The sequence below is a fragment of the Paenibacillus sp. PL91 genome, from assembly GCF_012935325.2.
In the GTDB taxonomy this organism is placed as follows: domain Bacteria; phylum Bacillota; class Bacilli; order Paenibacillales; family Paenibacillaceae; genus Pristimantibacillus.
In genome coordinates, this window is the sequence record NZ_JABBYG020000002.1 from 365,626 (window position 1) to 391,978 (window position 26,353).

The window sequence follows — 26,353 nt, forward strand, 5'->3', positions numbered from 1 at the left end:
CATTCTTTTCCGCTTATTTGGCTACATACGCTCTGTCTTCTTCCACACGTATTCCGTGAGCTGAACGCCCATATCATAGAACATAAACGGCGTAATTAAATATATTCCTTTAAAATGAGGCAATGCCGCGTCGAGAAGCTCCTTCGCGATTTGCACGCCTTCCGCTCGACCCGCTTCGCCTTCGAGACCCGACATCCGCTGACGAACCTCATCGGAGAGCTGTATGCCCGGCACCTCGTTATGCAAATATTCAGCATTTCGTCCACTAGCCAACGGCATGATGCCAATAAATACAGGTACCGATAAATGCTTCGTCGATTCTGCGATCCGCTCAATCAAGACCGAATCATAAACAGGCTGGGTCATGATATAGTCCGCGCCTGACGTGATTTTGCGCTCAAGACGCTGAACAGCCTTATCCAAATGCTTGACGTTCGGATTAAATGCCGCGCCTACTACGAATTTCGCCTTTTGCTTGAGCGGTTTGCCCGAGAATGCCGTTCCGTCGTTCAACTGCTTGATCATCCGAATCATTTCGAACGAGGTAAGATCGTAAACCGAGCTTGAATCCGGCAGGTCGCCGAACCGGGCAGGATCTCCCGTTACAGCCAGCACGTGATCAATATCGAGCGCATCCAGTCCCATCATATGAGACTGCGTCCCGATCAGGTTGCGGTCGCGGCAAGCGATATGGACAAGCGGACGAATGCCTACTTTCTCCTGCACCAGCGCCGCAAGCGCAATGTTGCTCATACGCGTAACCGCTAGCGAGTTGTCAGCCATCGTAACCGCATCCGCCTTCGCTTCCTTCAGCGCTGCCGCGCCATCCATAAACTTGCGAATATCCAAATCACGAGGCGGATCAAGCTCAACGATGACCGTATGCCGCTTCCTTACTAGATCAACGATTGATGGCTCCTGCACCGCAGCCTTCTGTGGTGCCGTTTCCGCTTCTGCCTGCTTCTCAACAGGCTTAACGACAATTTTCTCCATTACAGCCGTTGGTGAAGCTTGTCCGAGCTTAGGAATATAACCGTCAAGCGCTGCCGCTATTGCCTTGATATGCTCAGGCGTCGTTCCGCAGCAGCCGCCGATCAGGCGCGCGCCGCGATCAGCGAAGCGCTGGGCTGACTCTGCAAAGTATTCAGGGCCTGCGCTGTACGCATATTTGCCATCAATATAATCCGGTATGCCCGCGTTCGGATATACCGATAATGGCAAGCCTACCGGTCCTGCTATCGAATCAATCGCTCTCATAATTCCGTTAGGGCCGCTACGGCAATTGAAGCCAACTACGTCAGCACCAGCTTCCTGAAGCTGATTAAATGCCCCCAACATCCCATTGCCATCCTGCGTGCGGCCAACATCCTCGACCGCAAACTGGCAAATGACAGGTACGTTGGATGCCGCCCTCGCAATGCGAAGCGCAAGCAGCATCTCATCAAGATCGTAGAACGTTTCGAGCAGGAGTCCGTCCACGCCCTCTTCAAGCAGAGCATGCATCTGGCGCTGGTAGGCTTCGATTACTTTTGCCGTTCGCAAATTTTTCAGCTTGCCGTCACGAATGGAGCCTACCGCACCCACGACATAAGCGTCATCGCCGATGGCTGCACGGGCAACGCGCACGCCTGCACGGTTAATCGCATCCATATCGCCCTCCAAGCCATATTTAGAGAGCTTCTCCAAATTTGCTGAGAACGTATTTGTCTCAATAACACGCGCACCTGCCTCGTAATAGCGGCGATGAATGTTCTCGATGACATCGGGACGAAGCGTATTAAATTCTTCGTAAGAAACGCCGACAGGGAACCCCATCTGATAAAGATAGGTTCCCATCGCGCCGTCCCCGGTCAAGATACGCTGCTGGAGCGCTTCCCTCAAATCCGGTTTCATTATTTTCATACCACCCATCTGACGTTGCTCTTACAGTGAGCCGCGGAACGATACCGCAGCAGGACCAGTCATGTATACGTGATTGTCGGACTCGTTCCATTCAATGAGAAGATCGCCGCCTTTAAGCGATACGGTAGCCGTCCGATCCGTTGCGCCGGTCAATACCGAAGCGACGACCGTTGCGCATGCGCCGGTACCGCAAGCAAGCGTTGGACCCGCGCCGCGCTCCCAGACGCGCATGTCGGTATGGGAACGGGAATTAACCGTTACGAATTCCACATTGATTTTGCGAGGAAACAATGGATGCGTCTCAAGCTTAGGTCCCCATGTGTTCAGATCAAAATGAACAGCATCGTCTACATAGATCACGCAGTGAGGGTTGCCCATCGATACAGCGGTGAAACGGAATTCACGTCCATCCACCTCAATCGGATGCTCAATGACACGCTCAGCATCGACGGTAGTCGGCACTTGAAGGCCATTTAGAATAGGCTCTCCCATATCTACGCGGACCGATGACACTTCGCCCGCTTGAACGGTGAGCTGCACCTTTTGAGCGCCGGCGCCGAGCGTTTCGATCGTAATCTCTTCTTTATCGGTTAAGCCATTATCATAAACGTATTTAGCTACGCAGCGAATAGCGTTGCCGCACTGCTCTGCTTCAGAGCCATCGGAATTGATAATCCGCATGCGGAAGTCCGCGACCTCCGAGGGCAAAATATAAACAAGCCCGTCTGCGCCGATTCCAAAAAACCGGTTGCAAAGACGGATGGCCAAATCCGCCACATTATCAGGGAGCTGCTGCTCGCCCGCAATGACGATAAAGTCATTTCCTAAACCGTTCATCTTCGTAAAATTCATCTGTTAGCCCTCTCCTTGCCGCATCTCTAGGTATAATAAAACTATGATTAATTCCTAATAGCATACCGCAAAGCAAGGAGAAAGGCTATTCATAATTTGTATCATCATTTGTATTTTTACGTTATCTTGCCGCGGTTTGCGGACCAATCGGCCATTTTGTTTTGTTGTTGTTTTTCTTCTTCGTGCCGAGCACGCTGCCAATTCCCATTAAGAATGTCGGAATTCCAGCGGCTACAAAGACAAGGCACCATTCGCGGAAGTTAAGCGGAACGGTTTTGAAGATCGGCTGCAAGGCTTCGATATAGAGCACGCCGATCATAAGCAGCAGCGACGAGAGCACGGCGAGCACCAAATATTTATTTTGAAATGGATTGCGGTGAAAAATGGACCGAGAGCTCCTGCAGTCGAATACGTGAATGAGCTGTGCCATGACTAAAGTAGCGAATGCCACCGTCTGCGCCTTCATGAGCTGAGCGGCGCTGCTTGGCGCGTCATGCAGCGTAATCCAGAATGCTCCAAGCGTGCAAACCCCGATCAAAATGCCGCGGCTGATAATTTTCCAGCCGAGCCGGCGCGAGAAAATGCTCTCTTTGGCCGATCGCGGCTTCTGCTGCATCAAATCCTTCTCCGCCTGATCCACGCCAAGCGCCATCGCCGGCAAACCATCCGTGACCAGGTTGACCCATAATATTTGAATCGGCACCAGCGGCAGCGGAAGCCCCGCCATCATCGCCAAAAACATAACGAGAATTTCTCCTACGTTCGATGCAAGCAAATAGCGAATGAACTTGCGGATATTTTCATAAATACCTCGTCCTTCTTCAATTGCGGCTACGATCGTCGAGAAGTTATCGTCGCTCAGGACGAGCGCTGAAGCTTCCTTCGACACATCCGTGCCAGTGATGCCCATCGCGATGCCGATATCAGCCGCTTTTATCGCAGGAGCATCATTAACGCCATCGCCTGTCATGGCGACAACATGCCCTTGCCGCTGCAGCGCCTTGACGATCCGCAGTTTATGCTCTGGCGAGACGCGCGCATAAACGTAAATATTATCCACCAGCCGGTCAAGCTGCTCGTCGTCCATCGCTTCCAGCTGCCTGCCGCTCATGGCGATTCCGCCGCGCGGCATAATGCCGAGCTGTCCGGCTATCGCTTCCGCCGTCAATTGATGATCGCCAGTGATCATAACCGTCTTGATACCCGCGCGTCTGCACATTGCTATCGCTTCCTTCACCTCGCGGCGCGGCGGATCGATCATGCCGGTCAAGCCGACGAATACAAGCTGGCATTCCGCGTCGCTCTCCGTCTCGCATACATCGCCTGCGCGCAAATCGCGATAGGCAAGTCCCAGCACACGCAGGGCCGATTGCGCCATTAGCTCGCCCGCTTCCGCGCATTTGCGTTTTAACGTGGCTGTGAACGGCACAACCTTTCCTTCCCAAAGCACATACGAGCAATGATCCATGAGAAGATCTGGAGCGCCCTTCGTGCAAACGAGGCGTCCGCCCTGATGCGACACGACGACCGACATCCGCTTCCGCTCCGAATCGAACGGAAATTCCTTCTCCCGCTTATAAAGCTGCTCCAGCGCCTTGGCGGATGAGCCTAGCTTGGCAGACAGGACAGCTAGCGCACCCTCTGTCGGATCACCCTTAAGCACCCATTCCTCTTGCACATCCTTGCTTTTGCGTTTGCCCGTTTCCGCAGACTCAACCTTCACGATCTGAGCGTTATTGCATAGGGCGCTAATTTGAAGGAGACGCTTTACGGATTGATCATGCTTAATATCGAGGGCATTGCCCGCTTCATAAATAGCGCCGGTCGGATCATAGCCCTCTCCGCTTACCTCAAGCTGTCTTCCGCCAATCCATACATGGGTAACGGTCATTTTGTTTTGCGTCAGCGTTCCCGTCTTGTCCGAACAAATAACCGATGCGCAGCCGAGCGTCTCAACAGAAGGAAGCTTGCGAACGATTGCTTTCCGCTTGATCATCCGCTGTACGCCAAGCGCTAGGGCGATCGTCACGATAGCCGGCAGACCTTCCGGGATCGCTGCAACCGCCAAGCTTACGCCGGCTAGGAACATGCCATACGCAGGCTGGCCATGCAAAATACCTGCAACGACAACCATAATCGTCAGACCTACTGCGACGACGATCAATATTTTGCCAAGCTGCTCCAGACGGTGCTGCAGCGGCGTTTCCATCGATTCCGTCTGCTCGATTAGCCCTGCAATTTTGCCCATCTCCGTATCCATGCCCGTACGAATGACGACGGCTTTAGCCGTTCCACGCGTGATCATCGTACCCATGAACCCCATGTTGCGCTGATCACCGAGCGGCAAATCTTCTTCTCCAATAGCAGCAGCATGCTTCCCGACAGGCACAGATTCCCCTGTCAGGGCCGATTCCTCGACATAGCAGCTATTAGCCTCCAGCAGCCGAACGTCAGCCGGTATCCGGTCTCCGCTTTCCAAATAAATAAGGTCTCCGGCAACAAGCTCCTTAGCCGGAACTGTCATTAATTCCCCGCCTCGGATAACTTTAGCCGTTGGAGCTGACAATTCCTTGAGCGCCCGCAAGGAACGTTCCGCGCGAAATTCCTGAACGAAGCCTAGTACTGCGTTAATGGCGATGATGGCCACAATCGTGATTGCGTCCAAATATTCGCCAAGCAAGCCAGAAATCAAAGTCGCTCCCATTAAGACGAGCACCATAAAATCTTTAAATTGATTAAGGAACAGCAATATCGGCGATACGCGCTTCCCCTCGCTCAATTCGTTCCGACCATGCTTCTCCAGCCGCTGAGCCGCTTCCGACGTCGTCAGCCCTTGATCTGGGGAGCTGACTAACGCATCAACCAACTCATTTGTCCCCATTTGATGCCATTTCATTTGTTCCATGGTATAACTCCCTCCCGTAATATGCCGAGCCAAGCAGCAACGACGCCGGCCCTTCGGACAGCCTTTATAGGGTAAATGTATTCGGACAGCCCATAAAATATCCCATCAAGGACTTAAGTTTTTGTCTCAACTATGGCATGATAGAGAAAGAAAGACCAAGGAAGCGAGGAACTACACACCATGGCATTAGACGGTATCGTCACCCATGCGATTACGCATGACCTACAGCGCTGCGTTGGCGCGCGTATACATAAAATCCATCAGCCCACCGATCACGAGCTTGTTTTCAGCATTCGCGGCGCCGGTACGCAGGGCAAGCTGCTGCTGTCCGCCAATCCAACCTATCCCCGCGTCCACTGGACTACAGGTACGTATGTCAATCCGATGGAAGCGCCTATGTTCTGCATGCTTCTTCGCAAGCATTGCGAAGGAGGCATGATCGAATCCATTCGCCAAATCGGGCGCGAGCGGATCATTCATATCGAAGTGAAGCACCGCGACGAGCTCGGCGATCTATCAAACAAAACGATAGTCATCGAAATTATGGGGCGGCATAGCAACATTATTTTGATGGACCCATCAACAGGCATCATTCATGACGGCATTCATCATGTCACGCCAGCAATTAGCAGCCATCGCATCGTGCTGCCCGGCAGCAGCTACACTTCGCCGCCCGAGCAAGGCAAGCTTGATCCTTTAGCCATCGAGAACGAGCAGCAGTTTCTTGATGCGCTTAGCGATACCGACGAGACGGCCCCCTTGCACAAAAAACTCGTGGACAAGTTTAGCGGCTTTAGCCCCCTTCTCGCGAAGGAGCTTGTGCACCGTGCAAACATTGACGCGGTAGAACCTGCAGAAGAAGATGGCGAATCGCAGCAAAGTCTTGCATCATTGTGGAGCAGCTATTCGAGCTTTATCGAGCAAGTGAGAAACGATCATTACACGCCAACGATAAAAACAAGCCCGGACACCGGAAAATCGTTTTTCTCCATCACGGAGCTTACGCACATCGACGGTGAGGCTGTCCTTTATCCGGACATAAGCGCTTGTCTTGAAGGCTTTTACGGCAACAAGGCGGAACGCGACACCGTCAAGCAGCGAGCTGCGGATCTCATTCGCTTCGTTCAAAATGAAAAAGCCAAGAACATATCCAAAATCAAAAAGCTTGAGGATACGCTCGTTGAAGCGAAGGATGCGGAAAAATATCGAGTGCTCGGCGAGCTGCTTACCGCTTATATGCATCAAATAAAGCGAGGCGACAAGACTATTGAGCTCGTTAACTTTTACGATGAGGAGCAGGCTGTAGTCAAAATTGATCTGGATCCGCAGCTTACGCCATCGGACAACGCCCAGCGATATTTCCGCCGATACACGAAGCATAAGAACAGCTTGTCTATCGTCGCCGAGCAAATGGAGCTCGCCCGTACCGAAATCCAATATTTCGAAGCGCTGCTGCAGCAGGTCGACAATGCCTCACTCGGGGATATTGGCGAGATACGCGACGAGCTCGTTGAGCAGGGTTATATGAAGGAGCGCGGCCGGCGCGGTCCGAAGAAGAAAAAAACACTTAAACCGACCTTGCTGTGCTATACCTCCTCTGAGGGAGCAACGATATACGTCGGCAAGAACAATACGCAAAATGAATATTTAACGAACCGGCTCGCAGCGCCTTCCGATACTTGGCTCCATACGAAGGATATCCCTGGGTCGCATGTCGTGATTAGAGGCGGCGACTTCGGCAATGCCACGCTTGAGGAAGCAGCGATGCTATCCGCGCATTACAGCCAAGCGCGCGACTCAAGCTCGATTCCGGTGGATTACACGACGATTCGACATGTTCGCAAGCCAAATGGCGCTAAGCCCGGCTTCGTTATTTACGACAACCAGAAGACGCTGTACATTACGCCTGACGAGCAGCGCATTAAATCGCTTGCAAGCGAATTAAAGTAAACAGCAAATTAATGAAGCATGAAAAAACACGGCTGCTTATTCTTTTGGAATAAGCAGCCGTGTTTTTTTGCGAAGCTCTTGCTATCTCCCTCTAGGATAATTGCGCCTATACAGCCGTTCCACTCGGGACAAAATGCTATGATTCACTGCGTTCTTTCCGCAAGGCTGGCTCAAGCTGCTGAAGCACTTTAGCATCTACCGTACGATTGCCTATCTCACCATGAAAAATAACGCCTTGACGCGATCCATGAAAATCCGAGCCGCCTGTCGCAATTAATTGATATTTCGCTGCGAGCTGCGCATATCGGCTTTCATCCTCAGGGTTGTGATCCGAGTGAAACACTTCGATCCCTTGAATGCCATAGCGGATAATCTCCTCGACCAATGAATCATTGCCATATAATCCCGGATGCGCAATGACGCTGGTGCCGCCAGCTTCACGAATCCAATCCACAGCCTCGAACGGATTCAGCCTCGGAGGGTTGACGTAAGCCGCAGCACCTGTTTTTAAGTAAAGATCAAATGCTTCTTTCATATTGGAAACAATACCTTTGTTTACAAGCACGGCAGCAATATGAGGACGACCGATACTAACGGCTGCAGCCTGCAACGACTCCATGTTGCTGTTGCCGTGCGCCGCAGCTATGACCTCCTCCATCGTGACCGCAATTCCGAGCTCGTTCAGCTTATTTAGAATCATCTCATTTCGTTGACCCCTTAATCCCCGGAGGCTTGATAATCGCGAAAGCCACTTCTCGTCTTCGTTATTCGTGTAATAGCCAAGTATGTGAATATCCGTCCCGCTTGCAACGGTGCTCACTTCAACGCCGGGCACAACCGTAATACCTAACCGCTTTCCTTCCAGCATCGCTTCCGCTACGCCAGCAACGGTATCGTGATCGGTAATGGCGATTGCCGCAAGTCCTGCCTCTTTGGCCAACCGAACGTTCTCAGCTGGGGATTGCATGCCGTCAGAAGCAGTCGTATGGGTGTGAAGATCAGCTAGTCCGTTATTTAGAGCCATTGCTGTAAGTCCCTCTCTCTCAAAAAGGATAAAAAAGTGACGGCGGAAATCGGCAAAATGGCTGATTTCAAATATATCGAATAAAATTGCCGCTGGAACTTCGAATCCGACACCTTAATCATTCGGATTAAATCGAGCGCCACCTCATGCTTTACGGAAGAGGATGAGATGAAGGAAATGCCTAAGCCTGCCTCTACTGCTGACTTTACGGCACCCGTGCTTCCCAGCTCCATTACGATTTTCATAGAAGCGGGATCGATGTTTTTGTTTCTCAGCTGCTCTTCCATCACCAGCCTTGTCCCCGAACCTTGCTCACGCAGCACAAACGGATATTCCATAACTTCCTCTAACGTAACGGAAGCACGCTCCGCTAATGGATGCGACTTGGATACAATCAATCTCAGCTCATCGCTCATTACCGCTTCCATATGCATATCCGGATGATTAATCGGAGCCTCGATGAGACCAAAATTGAGCTGATGATTCAAAATATCCTCCATAATTTGCGAGGTGTTCATAACTTTCATGCTTATTGAAATATGCGGATATTCTTGACCGAACGGACCGAGCAAGCGCGGCAGTATGTATTCGCCAATCGTTAGACTTGAGCCTAGCTGCAGTCTCCCCTTCAGCTGTTTCGTGAAGGCTGACATCGCCTGATCCGTATCGCGAATTAAATCGATGCTGCGCTGGGCATAAGGCATTAGTGCCCGTCCCGCTTCTGTCAGCTCAATGCGCTTCGTAGAACGCTGCAGCAGTTTTGTACCGAAATAATCCTCCAACGACTGCACTTGCATCGTGACAGCGGGCTGTGTCATATGTAAAGATTGCGCCGCAGCCGAGAAGCTGCCGCGTTCTGCAACCGTACAGAAAATATGCAGCTGATGAAAATTAAGCGCCATGAACCAATCATCCTTTCTTCTGGTCAATATTATACTACAAAGCTTGATCAGAATCTTACAACCGCAATAAAAAAGCATGCAATCTATAGCGATTGCATGCTTTCACCGTTTATATATAGTTATAATGTCCTATTTACGTTTTCTACTGCTCTTCACAAGAGTCATTCGCCTAGAGTGTCGAAGCCATGAATAATAGGATTTCAGGTCCCTGAGCTCAATTGTTTCCGACATGCGTCCTAGAAAGGTTACGATGATCATCTTATGTAAAGGAACTCCGGTAATATCCGTTTCCGTTAATGATTCTGCAAATTCAGCAACAAATACGAGATCATCGTCTATAAGATAAACATCCTGTTCGTTGCGGTAATAAGGCTCGACCCGTCCTTGCTTCAGACATTCCCATAGAAATTCAGCAATGTCCTCAAAACCGGTTTTCTCGCTTTCAATCCGGTCTAACCAGCGGCTTTTGGCATGGTTCGTAATTACGATATCTGCAACTTTCTTATCACCCAGATCAATATAAAACGACTCATATGTGCTCCATCTTCTCGTCATTTTATCTTTCACTCCGCAACCTACTCCTTCCAAGGAACCAGGGCTTTTATACTATGTATTTTATTCCATTTTACCACGATTGTCCGAGATTACAACAATAAAATAAAGTCAAACCATTTTTGTAAGTTTTTGGCATTACAATACAAAAAAGACGCCTCCCAGCATTATTTCTCACTGAGAAGCGCTTGTAATTCGCAAGAATGTAATATTTTACATTATTACACAAACTTAACGAAAAATGCAACGGCATTCCCGTCAATTATTATCTAATATTTATTGAAAAACAACTTACAAGCTATAGAACCTTGTTTTGTCTTCGCTATCCTTGCTATATTCGGTCTTGATCTCATTTCGATAGGAGCGTTCAATCTTACGAACGTACGAAAGCTTCCCCATTTGCCGCACAGCCTCTTCAGAGCGCTCCGCATTCATATACATGACGACATAGTGCATTCTGCGTGACATGTAATGAACCGTCCCGAATCTTTCCAAAGACCTTGCAGCCTTCAAATCACTTACCCACACGATATAACCTGTTCGATCCGGTAGCATCCTTTCCCTCCTAAAAGGTTTGCGTAGCAAACCTACTTCGTAAGCATATGCTAAGGTTTGCGTAGCAAACCTACTTCGTAAGCACATGCTAAGGTTTGCGTAGCAAACCTACCTCGCAATCAATATGCTTAGCTGCAGCCGCCGCTTCCGCAGCTGCATGAACCGCCGCTTCCACAACTTCCGCCGCCAGCTTTTTCATTGCCTGGCACTTTAATATTTTCCGATACGGACTCCGCTATCGTACGAGAGACATCATAAAGCATCTCGTCTACGACCTGCTCGGCATATTTAAAGCGGCGAACGCTTTCAATCTCGCTTAGCTCCCGCTCAATGCCTTTTACTTTGTCCTTCGCTTCGTTGTAATCGGGGTGAAAGCGGCCAAAGCGTTGGCATTCTTCGAACAGCTCCTTCGCTTTCTCGAAGCGCTTCGTCATTTGCTTCACTTCTTCGTCCTCATTCACAGCCGACTTCCAATATAAATATTCGGCAACTTCCGCCGATTGATTGATCCAATCACCTAATTCATAGGCGCAAAGCAGCAGTGACGCCATATCGAGAGAAGAAACACCGCCTTGCGGTTGCTCCAACTGAAAAGCCGTTAAACCTTCAGCAGTAGGCATTCATCCACCTCATTTCATTTCGCTAAATTCTACACTATCATATCATATTCACGCAGCCAATAGATAGAGATTATATTGGAGTCCCTTGACCGGGAACGACAAGGCGCATTTCCTCCCACATATCCGGAGTTAACCGAATCATAAGTCTCTCCGGCTCATCGCGAAGCAATCCGACGACAGCCCAGCTATCATCCTGCTGCTCAAGCTTTTCAGGTATAAATGAACGAAGCTCGCGCTCCATTCGCAGCTGTACCGGCATTTGCCACTGCAATGCTTGTTCGATAAGCTCCTTCCTGGTGGAGTAGTGATAAGCTCGCAGCTGCTTCGTCCACATCGCTGGCACCCGGTCAAGCTCAGCCATCGATTCAAGCTTCTTTCTTGCAGCCTGTTCATTAAGTTCAAAATGTTGCAGCGGAAAAGCTTCATAAATATAGGACGGTACTGGTCTGCCATGCTTGCTGGTTGAGAGCTCTTCAAAAGCTTGCTCGTTAAAAGGCCGGACAATCGGATAGCTGCTATTTTCGTTTTGAGCGTCTGACTGCACAGCCTTGCGCGCTGGATAACCTGCCTTTTGCAGCAAGCCTCTAATTGCATTAATTTGCGCCCTGTCCACAATGAAATCTAGGGAACCCAGCTTCTGTACAAGCAAGGGAGAAATAGCTGGACTATTCTCAACGACCGCCGCCATCGCTTCGTTGTCGCAGCGCAAAAGCGCAACCTCTGCAAACGTTGTGCGGCATGCGCGACTCGTCCATTCTTCCAGCAAAGCCAGAGCCGCAAGCGGAAGCGATATTCCACCCGATGACTGCTGTAGAAAAGATTGAATAGACGCTTTTGTTCTTCCATACTCTAGTGCACGTGAAATCGATGCCGCTTCCAATCTATAGATCGTAATCAGCTCATCCGATTTCCGTTCCGCCAGAAGCTCAAGCTCCCATCTGATCCAAAAGGGGCATGCCGGCTCAACTATAATTTCCCCGTTCGGCTGTACGGCAATAAAAGGATGATCAGCCGAGTATGGTTGCTCGTTCACGCCACTTATTGGAGCTATAGACTTCCATCTAAAAAACAGCTCTTTGACATCGGAACGGTAACTATCCACAAGCTCAAGCCAGCCGAGGCTATACAACAGCCCGTACCAGCATGGGACCAGGCTGCCTTCAACGGATTCCGCGTCGCCGACTTCCAGCAAGCCTGCTTCGCTTAACTGATTGTCAAGCTCACTTACTAAATACCATTCCCCAGCTTGCAAAGCGGTTACCGCTGCCGCTAGATGCGCGCTCCAGCCTCCAGCCGGAAGCAGCAAAGCGAGACACCAGCTCAACAATTGACGCTCCCGCTCTGTCTCCTCAAGGCTCATCCATCTGCTGAGCACTTCATCATTCCATTGAAATGACCCATCCACGGCTTCAAACAAGCCAAGGGCGGACGCCGCTTCCAATATAAAGGCTGCTTTCAAAGGATAAACGTCAGAATAGGACCATTTTAGATCAAACGATTTCAAGTGGCTTTCATCTATATCAACGGCCTGCAGCAGCTTATTCACCGTTTTTTTCGGAAGCGTTCCATTTATCGTAAGCGCCAAGCCGCTTCGCCCCAATGCCGAAAGGGCGGAAAGCAGCTGCCTGCCAAATGGCCTGCAATACGGTCTGATGACCCCGTTCATTAGCCATTCCCTGTCCTCAGCTGTTATCGACATAGGCTTGCATGGGAATAGTGCCCTCTGCCAACTGGCAAAGCTATCGACCGGGACAAAATACAGGCTCTCCCCCCATACTTTTGTTACGGAGAATAAAATGCCAGCTTCCTCTAGCTCAGCTATTCCGATCTGACATTCTGCACCCGATAAATCGGTATTCCGACGCAATTGTTTAATGAGCCGCTCACCCTCGACAGGCGCAGCGCAAAAGAAACGCAGCATCTCCTTCAACACCAGCGCCGCGTAAGGAGATAGCAAAGCAGCTGCCTCTTGAATGGTCTCCTCCTTTGCCGCTGCTTCCTGCCACGACAATTCCCGTTGACTTGCAGGCTGCCATATGGACGCTTGCATGAAGCTCTTTAATCGCTCCTCCGGTAACTTATCTACTAATTGTTGCATTCTCATTGAGCAGCAGCCTCCACAACCTCGATCTCGTCATGAGGCAAGCTAACTCTTTCATACTGATAGCCTTGCTCAAGCATAAACAGCTGCCTCTTGAGAGCAAATTCCGTTTCCTTTGTTTGATCTGTCACAATGGTATAAAACCACGCGCTATTGTTGCCTGCCTTCGGTCTAAGCAGTCTCCCGATCCGCTGCGCTTCCTCCTGCCGTGAGCCAAAGCTGCCGGAGAGCTGAATCGCGACGGCTGCATCGGGCAAATCAACCGCAAAATTCGCCACCTTTGATACGATAAGCACTGATATTTGACCTGCCTTAAAGCTGTCATACAGCTGCTGCCGCTCCTGCTGAGATACTTCTCCGGTAAGTAAAGGGGCGCAAAGCTCAGTGGACAGCTCATGCAATTGATTCAAATATTGTCCAATGATCAAAGTGGGCTTGCCTTCATGCTCGCGCAAAAGCTGCTTCACAACAGGGATTTTACCCGGATTTTCCGCAGCTAGCCTGAGCTTTGAGCGGGCACTGGCCTGAGCATACAAAATCTCCTTATTTTTATGGAGCGGCACTCTAATTTCCGTACATGACACCGAAGCGATATAAGAGCCAGCCTCCGCTGTTTTCCACTGCATATCGTACTGTTTCGGGCCGATCAAGGAATAAACGTCCTCCGCGCAGCCATCTTCCCTCACAAGCGTCGCCGTAAGGCCAAGACGTCTTGTCGCTTGTATATCCGCTGTCATCCTGAATACTGGGGCAGGCAGCAAATGCACCTCATCGTATATAATGAGTCCCCAATCCCGTTCAGAAAACAGCTTCATATGGGTAAATGCGGAATCCTTAGACTTGCGGTGTGTCATCATATTATAAGTGGCAATCGTAACCGGCCTTACCTGCCGCAGCGTGCCGCAATATTGACCAATCTCCGGATCGGTAAGTGACGTTTTATCAAGAAGCTCGTCCTTCCATTGCTTTACAGAGGTGGAGTTTGACGTAAGAATAAGCGTTGCTCTGCTCAACCTGGCCAGTGCCGCAATACCGACAATCGTTTTTCCCGCACCGCAGGGCAGCACGATAACACCGCTCCCACCCTGCACTGTCCCTTCCTTATAAAAAAGCTCGACAGCAGCCTGTTGATACTCCCTAAGTTCAAAAGCACGATCACGCAGCGTTCGATTCCTCATTTGAACAGTAAGCTCCTCGCCCGCATGATAGCCGGCCAAATCGATAATTGGATATCCAAGACGCGTCAGCTCCTGCTTCAGAGCTCCTCTGCAGCTATCGTTCAGCTCCCAAGCGCCGTCACTCCGTGCCGTCACATAGCTCATTATCGATGTGTGAGCGGTCAACTCACCCATTATCGATATTTCTCCATGCAGGAAGAGTTTCCCCGAATCAGTCGATAGCCAGAGCTTGCCATATCGGCCCATCAGCTTGCGTATCATTGCCTCTGCTTGAAAAGGCAGCTCATAACGCCCATATTTCACAAGCAAGCCGATAATATCGTCCGTTGTAACGCCTGCCGCTGCCGCATTCCATAGCGTTAAGGGAGTTATACGGTAGGTGTGTATTGATCCTGCTCGCTTTACGGCATCCATGAAGAGAACGAGCTTCTCTCTTGCTTGCTGTGCCTTAGGCTTACTCTCATCAAGGAGCACCAATAAATCCGATTGGACGACTAATGGCCTTTCATGAAGATCGTGCATCATTCTCCTCCTCCAGCAATTTGTTCCTCAAATGATCCTTGCTGTCATTAGCTTTAGGTTTTCTACACAAAAGCCCTCTCCTGTCAGTATGAAGAATTTAACACTTTTTTATGCTGCTTCTAGCGCATGCACTACGCGATTTTTTTATATAAAATGTGTTATAGTAATTAAGAAGTTCTCATAATTGACCGCATATTGGGCTGGAGGTATCACTTCTATGAAAAGAATTATAATCATTCTCCTTATGCTCATTTGCATGCCGCTTGTTGGCTGTTCGGCCATTTCCGAGCTTTCCTCGAATGTTATTCAGACGAACCAATGGTATCAGGTAGCCGGGTATGTTGACGGTGACACCTTTAAGATCAAGACCGGTTCCGATGAAACGACGATTCGACTTCTATATGTAGATACGCCGGAAACCAAAAAGCCCAATAGTCCGGAGGAGCCATTCGGACCCGAGGCATCCGCAGTAACGGAGAAGCTGTTGTCTGAATCGCAAGAGGTCCGGCTTACCTTCGACAAGGAGACCGCTGATCAATATGGTCGTACGCTGGCAGTCGTTGAGCTAAAAGATGGCCGTATGTTAAACGAAATACTGCTGGAGCAAGGTCTGGCAAAGGTCCTTATTATTGAACCTAATGTCAAGATGGAAAACGCATACAAACAATTGGAGCAGCAGGCAAAGCAAGCCAAGCGAGGACTCTGGAGCAGCGACTTCGAGAGCAATCGCACGGAGTTCCCTGTTAAGAAGGCAGCTCGTAGCGGCATTATAATTGTAGTAGACAAGCAAGCAGAGCTTGTCACTGCAACGAACACAACTGATCAGGCGATTGATTTGAATGGCTGGAAGCTCGTAAGCGTACGCGGCAATCAGACATACCCGTTTGGGGATTACTTGCTGGAGGCTCACCAAAAAGTAGTTATTTCCTCCGCAGACGAGGCGATCTCATCAGATATAGCCATGCTGCAATGGGGCGCAACGAATATTTGGAGTAACAAAGAGTCAGATCCTGCTGAGCTCTATAATCAATACAATGAATTAGTGTCCGTCTGGGAAGATGAGTAAGTATGCTGTCTCCCATGCAAAATAAGGCTGCCCACTTGCGTAATCCTACGCATCGGGCAGCCTTATTTGTTTGTTCCAATGATTAATGAACCGCTGTATGCCCGTGCTCGGAAATGGCACTTAGTGCCTCCCCTGCTTCATTGACGAATATCTCACGAACCGCCAAGTCCCCAATCGCTAGCACGCCGACCAGCTCGCCGCCATCCACTACAGGCAGCCTGCGGATTTGCTTTGATGCCATCAGCTCTGCTGCATCATCGGCAGACGTATCCGATGTTATCGTATCCACATCCGTCGTCATCACTTCCGATACTGCCGTTGAGCCGGAATGCTTCTCCGCATAGCCGCGTACGACCAAATCTCTGTCTGTTACTACACCGATAAGCTTCTTGCCGTCAACAATCGGTACGAATCCGATATCATGCTGCTTCATCTTCACAGCCAGCTCGTATACATTATCCTGCATCGTAGCTGTGACGCAATCCGTGGACATAATTTGCTTAATGGTTTTCATCTGAATACCCTCCTTGATTGTGAGTCCAAGGAATAGCATGTCCGCTTCAAAGCTTGAACATTCATCTTTAAGGGGATTCAACAGATCCGCTCGCGTAATCTTCAGCCATTCCGATCAAAAGTCTCGCTGCCCGAACCATGGCCCTCTCATCGATATCGAACTTCGGGTGATGATGCGAGTAATGGGCTCCGCAGCTCTCGTTGCCGGCTCCTACAAACATAAAGCAGCCCGGAACCTTTTCCAAATAATAGGAGAAGTCTTCTGCCACAGTGATGGCCTCCGACTGGATGACAGCCGATTCACCGAACAATCGTTCACCCACCTTGAAAAAACGCTCAGCCTCCGCCGCATCATTCACCACAGGCGGATATCCGATCCGCATTTGGTAGTCGAACTCAGCTCCATGCATTTGGCAGACATGCGTAATCAGCGATTCCAAGCGTTCGTGAATCATTTTCCGCGTCTTCTCGTCAAATGATCTGACCGTGCCCATAAGCCTGCATCGCTCCGCAATGACATTGTTGGTAGTGCCTGCTTGGAAGGAGCCAATCGACACGACAGCCGGATGGAGGGGATTCACATTTCGGCTAACGATCGATTGAACCGCCTGTACGAGCGTAGAGCCGATCATAATCGCATCGATGGCTTGATGCGGCAATCCGCCATGTCCCCCGCGTCCAACGATATCAATGACGAATTCATCCGCTGCGGACATGAACGGCCCTGCTTTGGAAGCAACCAATCCATGTGCAAGCGGCGTCCACAAATGCACGCCGTAAATGGCATCTACACCGTCAAGCGCCCCGTCAATAATCATCGGCATGGCTCCGCCTGGCGTAACCTCCTCGGCAGGCTGGAACAGCAATCTGCGTTCACCGCTAACATTGGTGAGATTAGCGGAATAATAAGAAGCGACCGCAAGCAGCGTTGCCGTGTGACCATCATGACCGCATGCATGCATAACGTTTGGCACTTTTGAAGCGTATTCGCATTTTTTCTCGTCTTGGATGGGCAGTGCGTCAATATCCGCCCTAAGCGCAACAACCGGTCCCGGCTTGCCCCCTTTAAATACGGCGATTAGCCCGTGCCCGCCAACATCCTTCTGCACCTCGCAGCCTAGCTCCTCTAATTGGCTCGCAATCCAGCTCGACGTGACACGCTCATGAAACGAAAGCTCCGGATATTGATGGAGATGCCTCCGCCAGCGAATCATATTCGGGTATAGCTGCTGAAGCTCTAGATCTACGACATCCTCTGTCTGCAAATCGCAAACCTCCTAACATTTTTGTGAAACAAAAAACTTCTGAAAGCTCACTCTGCGTTTTATTTCACAAAGCGCACCTAAGGAAGCCTTGCTCCCTAACGGATAAGATCATTTCATCTATTTTACCAGAAGACGCCCTTATTAAGGAAGCGAATGCGACAATGAATCAAAAGGAAATATACATTTCTTCAAAATGTCACTTTTAACCGCGGTGAGGGGTTGGAGTAAGGGTTGCGCTTGCTGGGGAAACATACTATCATGAGAAAAGAATGTACAACTCTGTCTTTTGAAATGGAAGCATATGCTTACGAAGTCAGTTTTGCTTCACAAAACCTTTAGGAGGAACTACCATGATTATTGAAAATACCGGCTTAAACGGTGTTAAAAGCGAACTAGACCATTTAGATGAATCAGCTGAAAAAGTTGGCTTCGTCCGTTGGCAATGGGAATATTATCGCGCTACATACGATTTAAAACTTGAGGACCGTGCAAGCGGCTCCGAATATTTTCTAAGAATTACAACTCGTGCTGTTGAAGGTAAGCTTGAATCACCGCATGCTGTGCTAGTCATTGAATCCGTCTATATCGGACGAGCTACTTTTCCGCATGGCCTTGAATATGAATCTCCGGTACCGCAGCCAATTATGAATACGGCAACGCAAAGACTTCAACAATTGAAACAGCTGCTAGTATAACGGTGAAAACATGAAAGCCACGCAGAACGGTAGCCGTGGAAGACCGGACTTTCTGCTTCTCATTTTGACACTTCTGCTCTTAGGTTTCGGGCTTGTGATGGTATTCAGCGCAAGCTCAGGAATTGCAGCCGTTTCAAAATCAACAGGGAATGATTCACTTTACTTTATCAAACGCCAGCTCATTTGGGCTGGCCTTGGTACGTTCACCATGCTGTTTATGATGAACCTGCGATATCAAGTATATAAGAAAGCTTTCATGCTCTTCTTCGTACCTGTCATTTTCATGCTCGTTCTTGTCCCTTTTGTCAGCGAGTCTGTTAACGGTGCTCGAAGCTGGTTCGGTATCGGTTCACTCGGCATCCAGCCAACGGAACCTGCCAAGCTTGCACTCATCTTGTATCTCGGAGCGCTTATTTCCAAGAAGGGAGAGAAGTTTCGCGACTTTAAGAAGGGACTGCTGCCGGTCATCGTCATCGTTGGTTTCATTTGCGGCCTAATTATGATGCAGCCCGATCTCGGTTCTTGCTTAGTGCTCGGCTCGTGTGCAACCATAATGATTTTGGCGGGCGGCGCAAACCTTAAGCATCTTGTTGCGGTTGGAGTCGTCGTCGCGATATTTGGCGCCATAATCGTCAGCATAGGGATGGCTTTCGACCCAACAGGATGGCAGTATAGAATTGACCGGTTTACCGCTTATTCTGATCCTCTTGCTGATGCACAAGATACTGGCTTTCAAATTGTGTCTTCTCTGCAAGCGTTGGGACATGGTGGATTGACAGGAGCTGGTTTTGGAGAAAGCATTCAAAAATTGCATTACTTACAATACGCCTACAATGATTTTATCTTCTCGATTATCGCCGAAGAATTTGGCTTTATCGGAAGCACGATTTTCTTATTATTTTATTTGGTATTTTTATGGCGCGGCCTTATCGTAGCTTTGCGATGCCCTGATGAATATGGAACGATCGTAGGCATCGGCATCGTCGGCCTGTTGACCATGCAGGCTTTCATCAACATCGGAGGCGTTACCAACGCGATTCCAATGACGGGCGTCACCCTGCCATTTATAAGCTATGGAGGTTCATCCTTGCTTATTTGCCTCATGAGCATGGGCGTTCTTCTAAGCATCTCAAGAGAATCGAATAAAGTTGAAAATCGAAATGCGAAAAACGGTTCGCAAAACCGATTTACAACAAAACAAAAGACCTCTTCTATGTAAGAGGTCTTTTGATTTCTTGGCTATCCATTTCCTTACTTCAGCCGTTGCTGCTGCTGCTGCGATTCTTCTATTTCTTCCTCTTTGAAAGCAACGCCTTCTACCTTCACATTCACTTCCACAACATGCAGGCCAGTCATATTCTCTACCGACTCACGAACATTAAGCTGCAGTTGACGGCATACCTCTTGAATCGGGATGCCGTAATGGACGATAATTCGAAGATCAATAGCTGCCTCAGTTGTGCCGACCTCAACAGATACGCCTTTTTGCACGTTTTTGCCGCTCAGCCTTTTGGCAAGACCTTCGGAGATTCCGCCAGACATTGCTGCAATGCCTGGTGTTTCAAGCGCTGCGAGTCCAGCTATCGTTGCTACTACATCATCAGAGATTCGGATTAGACCAGTTTGAAGTTCTTCGGACATGTGACTCACTCCTCATTTTGCCATATACGTTTATTGTAATGGAACGTCAGTCGCGAAGCAAGAACACTGCTTTTAAATGAATGCGAAAATCTGTTATTTTAAAATATAAGAATTTGTAAGTTTCATTTTGATCGTATGATGGTAAAGTTTACATGTCTCATCATTTCCGCTATATTATTAACAGGTTTTCAGCAAATTTGCGAAGAGGTGCTTAGTTTGAATCAAAAATTGTTTTTCACAGGCTTAATCGTCATGTTCGCGCTAAGCGGGATCGGTCATTTTGCCCACTTTGGCAACACGCTGCAGTTCATTATCTCCGCGATTGCCATTATTTTTGTGGCAGGCTTCCTTGGCAAAGCGACCGAGAGCGTCGCGCACTATGCGGGTCAGCGGCTAGGCGGCTTTCTAAATGCAACATTCGGCAATGCCGCTGAGCTTATTATCGCAATATTCTTGATCAAGGAGCAGCAATTCGACATGGTGAAAGCGAGCTTGACGGGCGCGATCATTGGAAATCTGCTGCTCGTGCTGGGACTTAGTATTTTGCTCGGCGGACTGAAATACAAGGAGCAGCGCTTCAACAACCGATTGGCCGATCACAACTCTACCCTTATGATCATGGCTGTTATCGGACTCTTCGTACCCGCAGTATTCGTTGTTTCAGAGAAGTTCACCTTTGAGAAGGATCAATTCCTAAGCCTAGCGGTTGCCGGTATTCTGATCATCTCCTACATTTTGTGGCTCATCTTCTCGATGGTCACCCACAAGGATATGCTCTCTGACGAGGTCATGAATGCCGATCACGGCGAGGAGCCGGCTTGGTCCAAAGGGAAATCGATCTTCTTCCTCGTCCTAGCTACCGTCATGGTCGCTTTTGTGAGTGAATGGCTCGTACATACCCTTGATGCATTTAGCGAGCAATTTGGCCTATCTGAGCTGTTTATAGGGGCATTTGTCATCGCTATCGTCGGTAATGCCGCAGAGCATAGCGCAGCCGTGATCTTGGCCATGAAAAACAAGATCGGAGCGGCCGTTGAAATCGCCATCGGAAGCAGTCTTCAAATCGCGTTGTTCGTTGCGCCTGTGCTCATTCTCGTCAGCGCGATGTTCGGCAACACGATGGATATCGTGTTCACCCCTATCGAGTTGACCGCAATCGGCGTATCCGTTTTTATCGCCAAATCCGTGTCGCGCGACGGACAGACGAACTGGTATGAGGGCGTTCTTCTCCTAATGGTCTATGTAATTCTCGGTATTGCCTTCTACCTTGTATAGGCAAATACCAATGCTCCATCCTAACAAAAAAAGAGTAGTCTCCATTTGGAGGCTACTCTTTTCTTTCCAAAGCTTCGTATAGCATTGCTAAATTACGCTCTAATCGACTCACTATTTCCTTGCCTGCAAGCTCTGCTATCAGCCCTGCACGAACAGCAAAGTCAACCTCTCGCGAGAATCCATACATTTGCGTATCTAGCACTTCCTCGTACAGCGGACATTGACGGGTTGTCAAGTTTTCCATCTGAACTTCGATTAGCTTTTCTATTTTACTCGCATCTTCTTGAAGGAGACGAAGCGCTTTTTCATGCAATTGTACCGTAATTTCCGGTGAAGACATCGTTTTCCCCCCTGTGCGCGTATCCGCCGTCTTCTATACCCTTTATATTAGACGAAAAAGAGGGATTATACAAGGTCAAAACAGAAAAGCGCCCCTTCAAAAATGAAGGGACGCCATTCTGTAATATTATAATACTACTAATCCGTAATAACGGTAACGTTCAAGTTATGCTTTGCAAAAACATCAGCCATCGCTGTTTTTGCTTGCTCAGCATCAGGTCCGTGTACATGCAGTTCATATGCATGGCCGCCTACTAGTGTTGTGAATAGCCCGAGAATGCTTTTTACATCAATATATTTGCTCTCGGCTTGCAGAACGATGGACGAAGTGAATTGGCTAGCCGTTTGGGAAATTTCTACAATAGCTGCATTGTTGGACATGGGAGATCCCTCCAGTTAAATTAGTAAAGCTTACCTTTGTCACCATGATAACCCGAAATGTAACATCGAGCAAGTGTTAAAATGAAAAACGCTTTATTTTCCATTTATTATATAAGAAAGCAATGACACTTTCTTCATTTATTTCAAGTTTTCTGAATTTAACGCTTCAAGCTCAGGAATAACGAACACGCCATCCTTGCGAATGAGAATATCGTCAAAATAAATTTCTCCGCCGCCGTACTCCGGACGCTGGATGAGCACCAAATCCCAATGCACGGAGGAGCGGTTGCCATTATCCGTTTCCTCATAAGCTTGGCCTGGCGTGAAGTGCAGGCTGCCCGCAATTTTCTCATCGAACAAAATGTCATTCATCGGATGCAAAATATGCGGATTAAACCCTATAGCAAATTCACCAATGTAACGAGCGCCCTCATCCATGTCTAAAATTTCATTCAATCGGGCTGTGTCATTGCTCTCTGCCTTCACAATTTTCCCGTTCTCAAACGTGAGCGAGATGTTCTGGAACGTTACGCCAGAATAAACGCTAGGCGCGTTATACGTGATCGTGCCCTGCACGGAGTCGCGTACCGGCGCGGAGAATACCTCTCCGTCGGGAATATTGCGATGCCCGGAGCATTTTTTAGCTCCGATGTTTTTGATCGAGAAGCTAAGGTCCGTTCCTGGCGATACGATGCGGACGCGATCTGTTTTGATCATAAGCGCCTGCAGCGGATCCATCGCTTTGTCCATTTTGGCATAATCCAAATTGCATACATCAAAATAGAAATCCTCGAACGATTCCGTGCTCATATTCGCCAATTGTGCCATTGAAGGGGTCGGGTAACGCAAAATGACCCATTTCGTTTTTTTAACGCGCTGCTCCATATGTACCGGATTTCTGTAAATTTGCTCGTATAAGCGCATATTCGCATCAGGAATACCTGCCAGCTCGTTGACATTGTCGCCTGAGCGAACCGCGATATAACCCTGCATGTTTTTCATCCGCTCCAAGTCAAGCGATGACCATAGCTCCATTTGCTCTTTGGTCGCATGCTGAAGCAAAGTACGAAGCACGGAGCGATCGCTCGATTCTACGAAAGGTCTTCCGCCGCGCCTTGCAACCTCTTCTATTAAACATTTTGTCAGCTCCCGTTCTGAACCGACCATGTCAATTAAAACATTTTCGCCAGGCTGAACATCAATGGAATATTCGACTAAATTTTTTGCCAGCTTTTGCAATCTAGGGTCACGCATGTTAAAAATCCTCTCCTTCTTCCTTTGTTCTAATCCATCGTAACACGTTTTTGCGTACGTTGAACAGTTTCGCTCGATGCTCCGTTAAAGGATTGAAACCTTACAGTCGTATACCTTTCCTCTGATACCGGATTATGATTGTACGAATAGCTGAAGGAGGTTTTCTCCTCCATTTTCAGCGGAAGCATCCGATTTCGGTCAATGACCAGCTCATACTTTGTCATGGCTTGCATAGATGCCAGCATTTCATCTAACTGCTTGCGAGAGCGCGCAAGCTCCTTCAACCATTCTTGGCGGTACGGACGATCCTCTGCCGGGACGTCGAGCTGATCGAGCTGCTGACGCAGCCTTTGCTCCCATCTTTCCTTTGTTACGGTTGCATTTTCAGTTATCAGCAGCGTGACCGTTTCAGGGTCGTAGGTGTCGTTCGCCAAACGAACGTCCTCATTTGCATTGTTCAAGGCCTCCAGCACTTGCACAGGATTCCAATGCAGCGGATCAGCCGTATTCGTCTGGATCGTTAATTGCTGATGATCCACCACTTTGCCTTCGAATACTTCCGGCTTAAACTCCAAGCCATCCGCCGTCTTTATGCTCATCGAGCCCGTAAAAGCGTATTGATCGGTAGCCGCAAGCCCTGAATAGGATAAAGAAAGCCATTCCCCCGGCGATCGCTTATCTCCGGCATCGCCGCATCCGAGCATCGACAATATGAATGCTATTGCGAGTAGACACACTCCAATTGCTTTGTTTCGTCTCATTTCTGCTCCTCCCGTCCAAATCGGTTATTGTAGTATCGTCCCTAACCTGCCTGCTACTTATTCCACTTAGGAGCAAAAAGAAAAGGATGCCCGCAAAGGCATCCTTTATCTGACCTGTATTTCTATCAATAACAGGCTATATTCCGTTTTGTCCTACGAATATACAATTTCTTCCGTTATGCTTGGCCTCATAAAGCGCCATATCGGCACGGTAAAACAACGTTTCCACGCTAATTTTATCATCCTCAAACGTCCACTCGGATACGCCGCAGGAGACGGTAACGACAGGGTCCGTCTCTTTCTCCACCTGCTGCCTGATCCGCTCAGCTATGCGGAAAGCCTGCTCAGCTCGAATGCCCGGCAGATATACCGCAAGCTCTTCGCCGCCCCACCTCGCCGCGATGTCGCCTTGTCTGATCGAGTTCCTTATAATGTCGCTCACTTGAATGAGAATCCGATCACCGACCTGATGCCCGAACGTATCGTTTACGCGCTTGAACAAATCAATATCCACAAGGATTAGGGATCCAAACGGATCCTTGCGCTGACGGTTTTGAATTTGTTCATTTAAATAATGACGAGCATGAAGCCCGGTCAGATTGTCAGTAATAACCATCCGGCGCACCTCAGCATGCAAGGAAGCGTTCGTCACGGCAAGTCCGATATGGGTGCTCATCACTTGAAGCAGCTTATAATTTTCGTAAGAGAAAAAATTTGGCGCCTTATGCGTAACAAGAATGACGCCAACGACTTCGTTATCCGCCAAAATCGGCGCTGCGATAAGCGATCTCGAGCCCGTATTGTCCATCAGCTTGGAGGTCACAACGCGCGTATGCCAGTAATCGGATATGATTAAAGGCTCTTTAGTCCGGTAAACCATGCCGCAGAAGCCATAGTCGGGCGAGAAATGCTCGCTCGCAAGTGCCGGGAAATTGCTGGACATCACGACAAATTGATTCTTATCTTTATTCAGCTGCAGGACGCAGCAAAAATCAGCATCAAATATCGTCAGAAGCTCGCTTGTCGCAAATTGAAAAATTTCTTTCAGCCTAAGCGACTGGTTCAGTCGTTTCGTAAGCTCATTAATAAGGCGCAGCTCATTGATAAGCAAATTAGACTGCTCGTACAGCTTCGCATTCTCGAACGCCGACCCTGAAGTATCGGCTAGCAGAAGAAAGGCCGGCAAATCTGCCTCATCCCATTGGCCTGGCCCGATAGACATGCATAACACGCCATACGCAGCTTGCTTGCCGGTCATCGGAACAGCCAGCCGTAGCGTTCCGTCCCTCTCCTGCTCGGACACCGATTTTCCGTTCAGAAACGCTTTGGCCACGAGATCATGCTCGGCATTTTTGAATACGAGCGGCTTCACGCGAGGATCGCCGTTCAAGTGATCCTGCGATAAATACAAATGGACCTCGGAGCTCGGGTATAGCATCTCTAAACTGCTAAGAAGCTCTGAGAGAACAGAGGAAACGTCGATTTGATCATACAGCCGTTTGGCAGCTTGAAACAGCTCATTTCTTTTTTTCTCTTCCTTCTCTGCCCGCTGCTGCTGCTGGAGAAGATCCTTGACGAAAATTTGTTCGAAGTTATGGTAAAAACAGCTGCGAAAATGAAGCGAGCAGCCTATAAGTTGGGACACATCCCACTGAGAGCCTCTTGATGTTATATATGTGAAAACGCCGAAAACAGCGCCATCATTACGCCGATGCAAAGGCACCGCTGCCACAAATAAATCTTCCTCGCTGCACACATCGTTCTCTCCGCTGCTCAGAACACGGCTGGCAGCCCTTTCAAGCGCAGCATTACGATTTCCACGATCATCGGCATACTGCCCGGCTGCAGCTACCTCTTCCGCATCTTGATTGAATAGCACAAACTCGCCATTCTCAAATGCTGATGCCAAAGCTGCTGATTCATTTGCCCACCGATTAAAGCTTTCTTGTAACAAAATAGACAGCAATGGCTTGTCCGCATCGCTAATATCTTCTCTACTGAACCAAACCGGTTGTGATTGTGCTGATGTATCCACAATTGTAGTGGTTTTATGATATGCAAAATTGCTATTCACTTGATCAACCATGCAGCCCCAACCCT

General features: G+C 48.9%; 23 protein-coding genes. 5 read left to right on the forward strand and 18 right to left on the reverse strand.

Annotation, left to right across the window (positions count from 1 at the left end; genetic code table 11):
• Positions 1-21: 21 nt before the first annotated feature.
• The 3 genes from HI950_RS07025 to HI950_RS07035 form a co-directional block, all read right to left on the reverse strand.
• Positions 22-1,893, reverse strand: a complete 1,872-nt coding sequence (locus HI950_RS07025; protein WP_169083160.1) for a bifunctional homocysteine S-methyltransferase/methylenetetrahydrofolate reductase — start codon at positions 1,891-1,893, stop codon at positions 22-24.
• A gap of 30 nt (positions 1,894-1,923) precedes the next feature.
• Positions 1,924-2,754 (reverse strand): diaminopimelate epimerase, encoded by an 831-nt coding sequence (gene dapF, locus HI950_RS07030; RefSeq protein ID WP_169083161.1) that lies wholly within the window; start codon positions 2,752-2,754, stop codon positions 1,924-1,926.
• Between the two features lie 121 nt (positions 2,755-2,875).
• A complete protein-coding gene (locus HI950_RS07035; protein ID WP_169083162.1) occupies positions 2,876-5,659 on the reverse strand; it encodes a calcium-translocating P-type ATPase, SERCA-type in 2,784 nt (927 codons plus the stop codon).
• Positions 5,660-5,839: 180 nt separating this feature from the next.
• Between HI950_RS07035 and HI950_RS07040 the strand changes: the two genes are divergently transcribed.
• Positions 5,840-7,609 (forward strand): Rqc2 family fibronectin-binding protein, encoded by a 1,770-nt coding sequence (locus HI950_RS07040; protein WP_169083163.1) that lies wholly within the window; start codon positions 5,840-5,842, stop codon positions 7,607-7,609.
• Between the two features lie 136 nt (positions 7,610-7,745).
• Here HI950_RS07040 and HI950_RS07045 read toward each other — a convergent pair whose 3' ends face one another.
• The 7 genes from HI950_RS07045 to HI950_RS07075 form a co-directional block, all read right to left on the reverse strand.
• Positions 7,746-8,633 (reverse strand): PHP domain-containing protein, encoded by an 888-nt coding sequence (locus HI950_RS07045; RefSeq protein ID WP_169083164.1) that lies wholly within the window; start codon positions 8,631-8,633, stop codon positions 7,746-7,748.
• Positions 8,624-9,535, reverse strand: a complete 912-nt coding sequence (locus HI950_RS07050; protein ID WP_169083165.1) for a selenium metabolism-associated LysR family transcriptional regulator — start codon at positions 9,533-9,535, stop codon at positions 8,624-8,626. The genes HI950_RS07045 and HI950_RS07050 overlap by 10 nt, the downstream gene beginning before the upstream one ends.
• A gap of 129 nt (positions 9,536-9,664) precedes the next feature.
• The gene (locus HI950_RS07055; RefSeq protein WP_169083166.1) at positions 9,665-10,102 is read right to left on the reverse strand and encodes a hypothetical protein; all 438 of its coding nucleotides are present in this window, start codon (positions 10,100-10,102) and stop codon (positions 9,665-9,667) included.
• A 276-nt stretch (positions 10,103-10,378) separates the two neighbouring features.
• Entirely contained in the window at positions 10,379-10,642 is a 264-nt protein-coding gene (locus tag HI950_RS07060) for a YlbG family protein (RefSeq protein ID WP_169083167.1), read from the reverse strand.
• Positions 10,643-10,770: 128 nt separating this feature from the next.
• Positions 10,771-11,262 (reverse strand): YlbF/YmcA family competence regulator, encoded by a 492-nt coding sequence (locus HI950_RS07065; RefSeq protein WP_169083168.1) that lies wholly within the window; start codon positions 11,260-11,262, stop codon positions 10,771-10,773.
• 70 nt (positions 11,263-11,332) lie between these two features.
• Positions 11,333-13,366 (reverse strand): helicase-associated domain-containing protein, encoded by a 2,034-nt coding sequence (locus tag HI950_RS07070; RefSeq protein WP_169083169.1) that lies wholly within the window; start codon positions 13,364-13,366, stop codon positions 11,333-11,335.
• Positions 13,363-15,066 carry a DNA repair helicase XPB gene (locus HI950_RS07075; protein ID WP_317618310.1) on the reverse strand — a complete coding sequence of 568 codons (1,704 nt, stop codon included), beginning with the start codon at positions 15,064-15,066 and terminating at the stop codon, positions 13,363-13,365. Before HI950_RS07075 ends, HI950_RS07070 begins: the two co-directional genes overlap by 4 nt.
• Positions 15,067-15,280: 214 nt before the next feature.
• On the opposite strand from HI950_RS07075, the gene HI950_RS07080 reads away from it, so the two are divergent.
• Positions 15,281-16,129, forward strand: coding sequence for a thermonuclease family protein (locus tag HI950_RS07080; RefSeq protein WP_169083170.1), 849 nt, complete (start codon positions 15,281-15,283; stop codon positions 16,127-16,129).
• Between the two features lie 82 nt (positions 16,130-16,211).
• Here HI950_RS07080 and HI950_RS07085 read toward each other — a convergent pair whose 3' ends face one another.
• Both HI950_RS07085 and HI950_RS07090 read right to left on the reverse strand, forming a co-directional pair.
• Complete coding sequence (locus HI950_RS07085) at positions 16,212-16,643, reverse strand: CBS domain-containing protein (protein WP_169083171.1); 432 nt, start codon at positions 16,641-16,643, stop codon at positions 16,212-16,214.
• Between the two features lie 67 nt (positions 16,644-16,710).
• Positions 16,711-17,856, reverse strand: a complete 1,146-nt coding sequence (locus HI950_RS07090; protein ID WP_169083491.1) for an amidohydrolase — start codon at positions 17,854-17,856, stop codon at positions 16,711-16,713.
• Positions 17,857-18,257: 401 nt separating this feature from the next.
• Here HI950_RS07090 and HI950_RS07095 point away from each other — a divergent pair, with 401 nt between their 5' ends.
• Entirely contained in the window at positions 18,258-18,602 is a 345-nt protein-coding gene (locus HI950_RS07095; protein ID WP_169083172.1) for a YugN family protein, read from the forward strand.
• Positions 18,603-18,612: 10 nt separating this feature from the next.
• Positions 18,613-19,821: a putative lipid II flippase FtsW gene (gene ftsW / locus HI950_RS07100; protein ID WP_169083173.1), complete on the forward strand. Its 1,209-nt coding sequence runs from the start codon at positions 18,613-18,615 to the stop codon at positions 19,819-19,821.
• Positions 19,822-19,853: 32 nt separating this feature from the next.
• Here the strand turns inward: ftsW and HI950_RS07105 are convergent, their stop codons facing one another.
• A complete protein-coding gene (locus HI950_RS07105) occupies positions 19,854-20,243 on the reverse strand; it encodes an Asp23/Gls24 family envelope stress response protein (protein ID WP_169083174.1) in 390 nt (129 codons plus the stop codon).
• A 216-nt stretch (positions 20,244-20,459) separates the two neighbouring features.
• Here HI950_RS07105 and cax point away from each other — a divergent pair, with 216 nt between their 5' ends.
• Positions 20,460-21,518, forward strand: a complete 1,059-nt coding sequence (gene cax / locus HI950_RS07110; RefSeq protein WP_169083175.1) for a calcium/proton exchanger — start codon at positions 20,460-20,462, stop codon at positions 21,516-21,518.
• A 52-nt stretch (positions 21,519-21,570) separates the two neighbouring features.
• Here the strand turns inward: cax and HI950_RS07115 are convergent, their stop codons facing one another.
• The 5 genes from HI950_RS07115 to HI950_RS07135 all read right to left on the reverse strand — a co-directional run bounded on the left by HI950_RS07115 (position 21,571) and on the right by HI950_RS07135 (position 26,339).
• Entirely contained in the window at positions 21,571-21,858 is a 288-nt protein-coding gene (locus tag HI950_RS07115; protein ID WP_054028048.1) for an Fpa/YlaN family protein, read from the reverse strand.
• A gap of 137 nt (positions 21,859-21,995) precedes the next feature.
• Complete coding sequence (locus HI950_RS07120; RefSeq protein ID WP_169083176.1) at positions 21,996-22,238, reverse strand: HPr family phosphocarrier protein; 243 nt, start codon at positions 22,236-22,238, stop codon at positions 21,996-21,998.
• A 138-nt stretch (positions 22,239-22,376) separates the two neighbouring features.
• Positions 22,377-23,492 (reverse strand): aminopeptidase, encoded by a 1,116-nt coding sequence (locus HI950_RS07125; RefSeq protein ID WP_169083177.1) that lies wholly within the window; start codon positions 23,490-23,492, stop codon positions 22,377-22,379.
• Between the two features lie 29 nt (positions 23,493-23,521).
• The gene (locus HI950_RS07130; protein WP_169083178.1) at positions 23,522-24,253 is read right to left on the reverse strand and encodes a hypothetical protein; all 732 of its coding nucleotides are present in this window, start codon (positions 24,251-24,253) and stop codon (positions 23,522-23,524) included.
• A gap of 136 nt (positions 24,254-24,389) precedes the next feature.
• Complete coding sequence (locus HI950_RS07135) at positions 24,390-26,339, reverse strand: sensor domain-containing diguanylate cyclase (protein WP_169083179.1); 1,950 nt, start codon at positions 26,337-26,339, stop codon at positions 24,390-24,392.
• Positions 26,340-26,353: the final 14 nt, after the last annotated feature.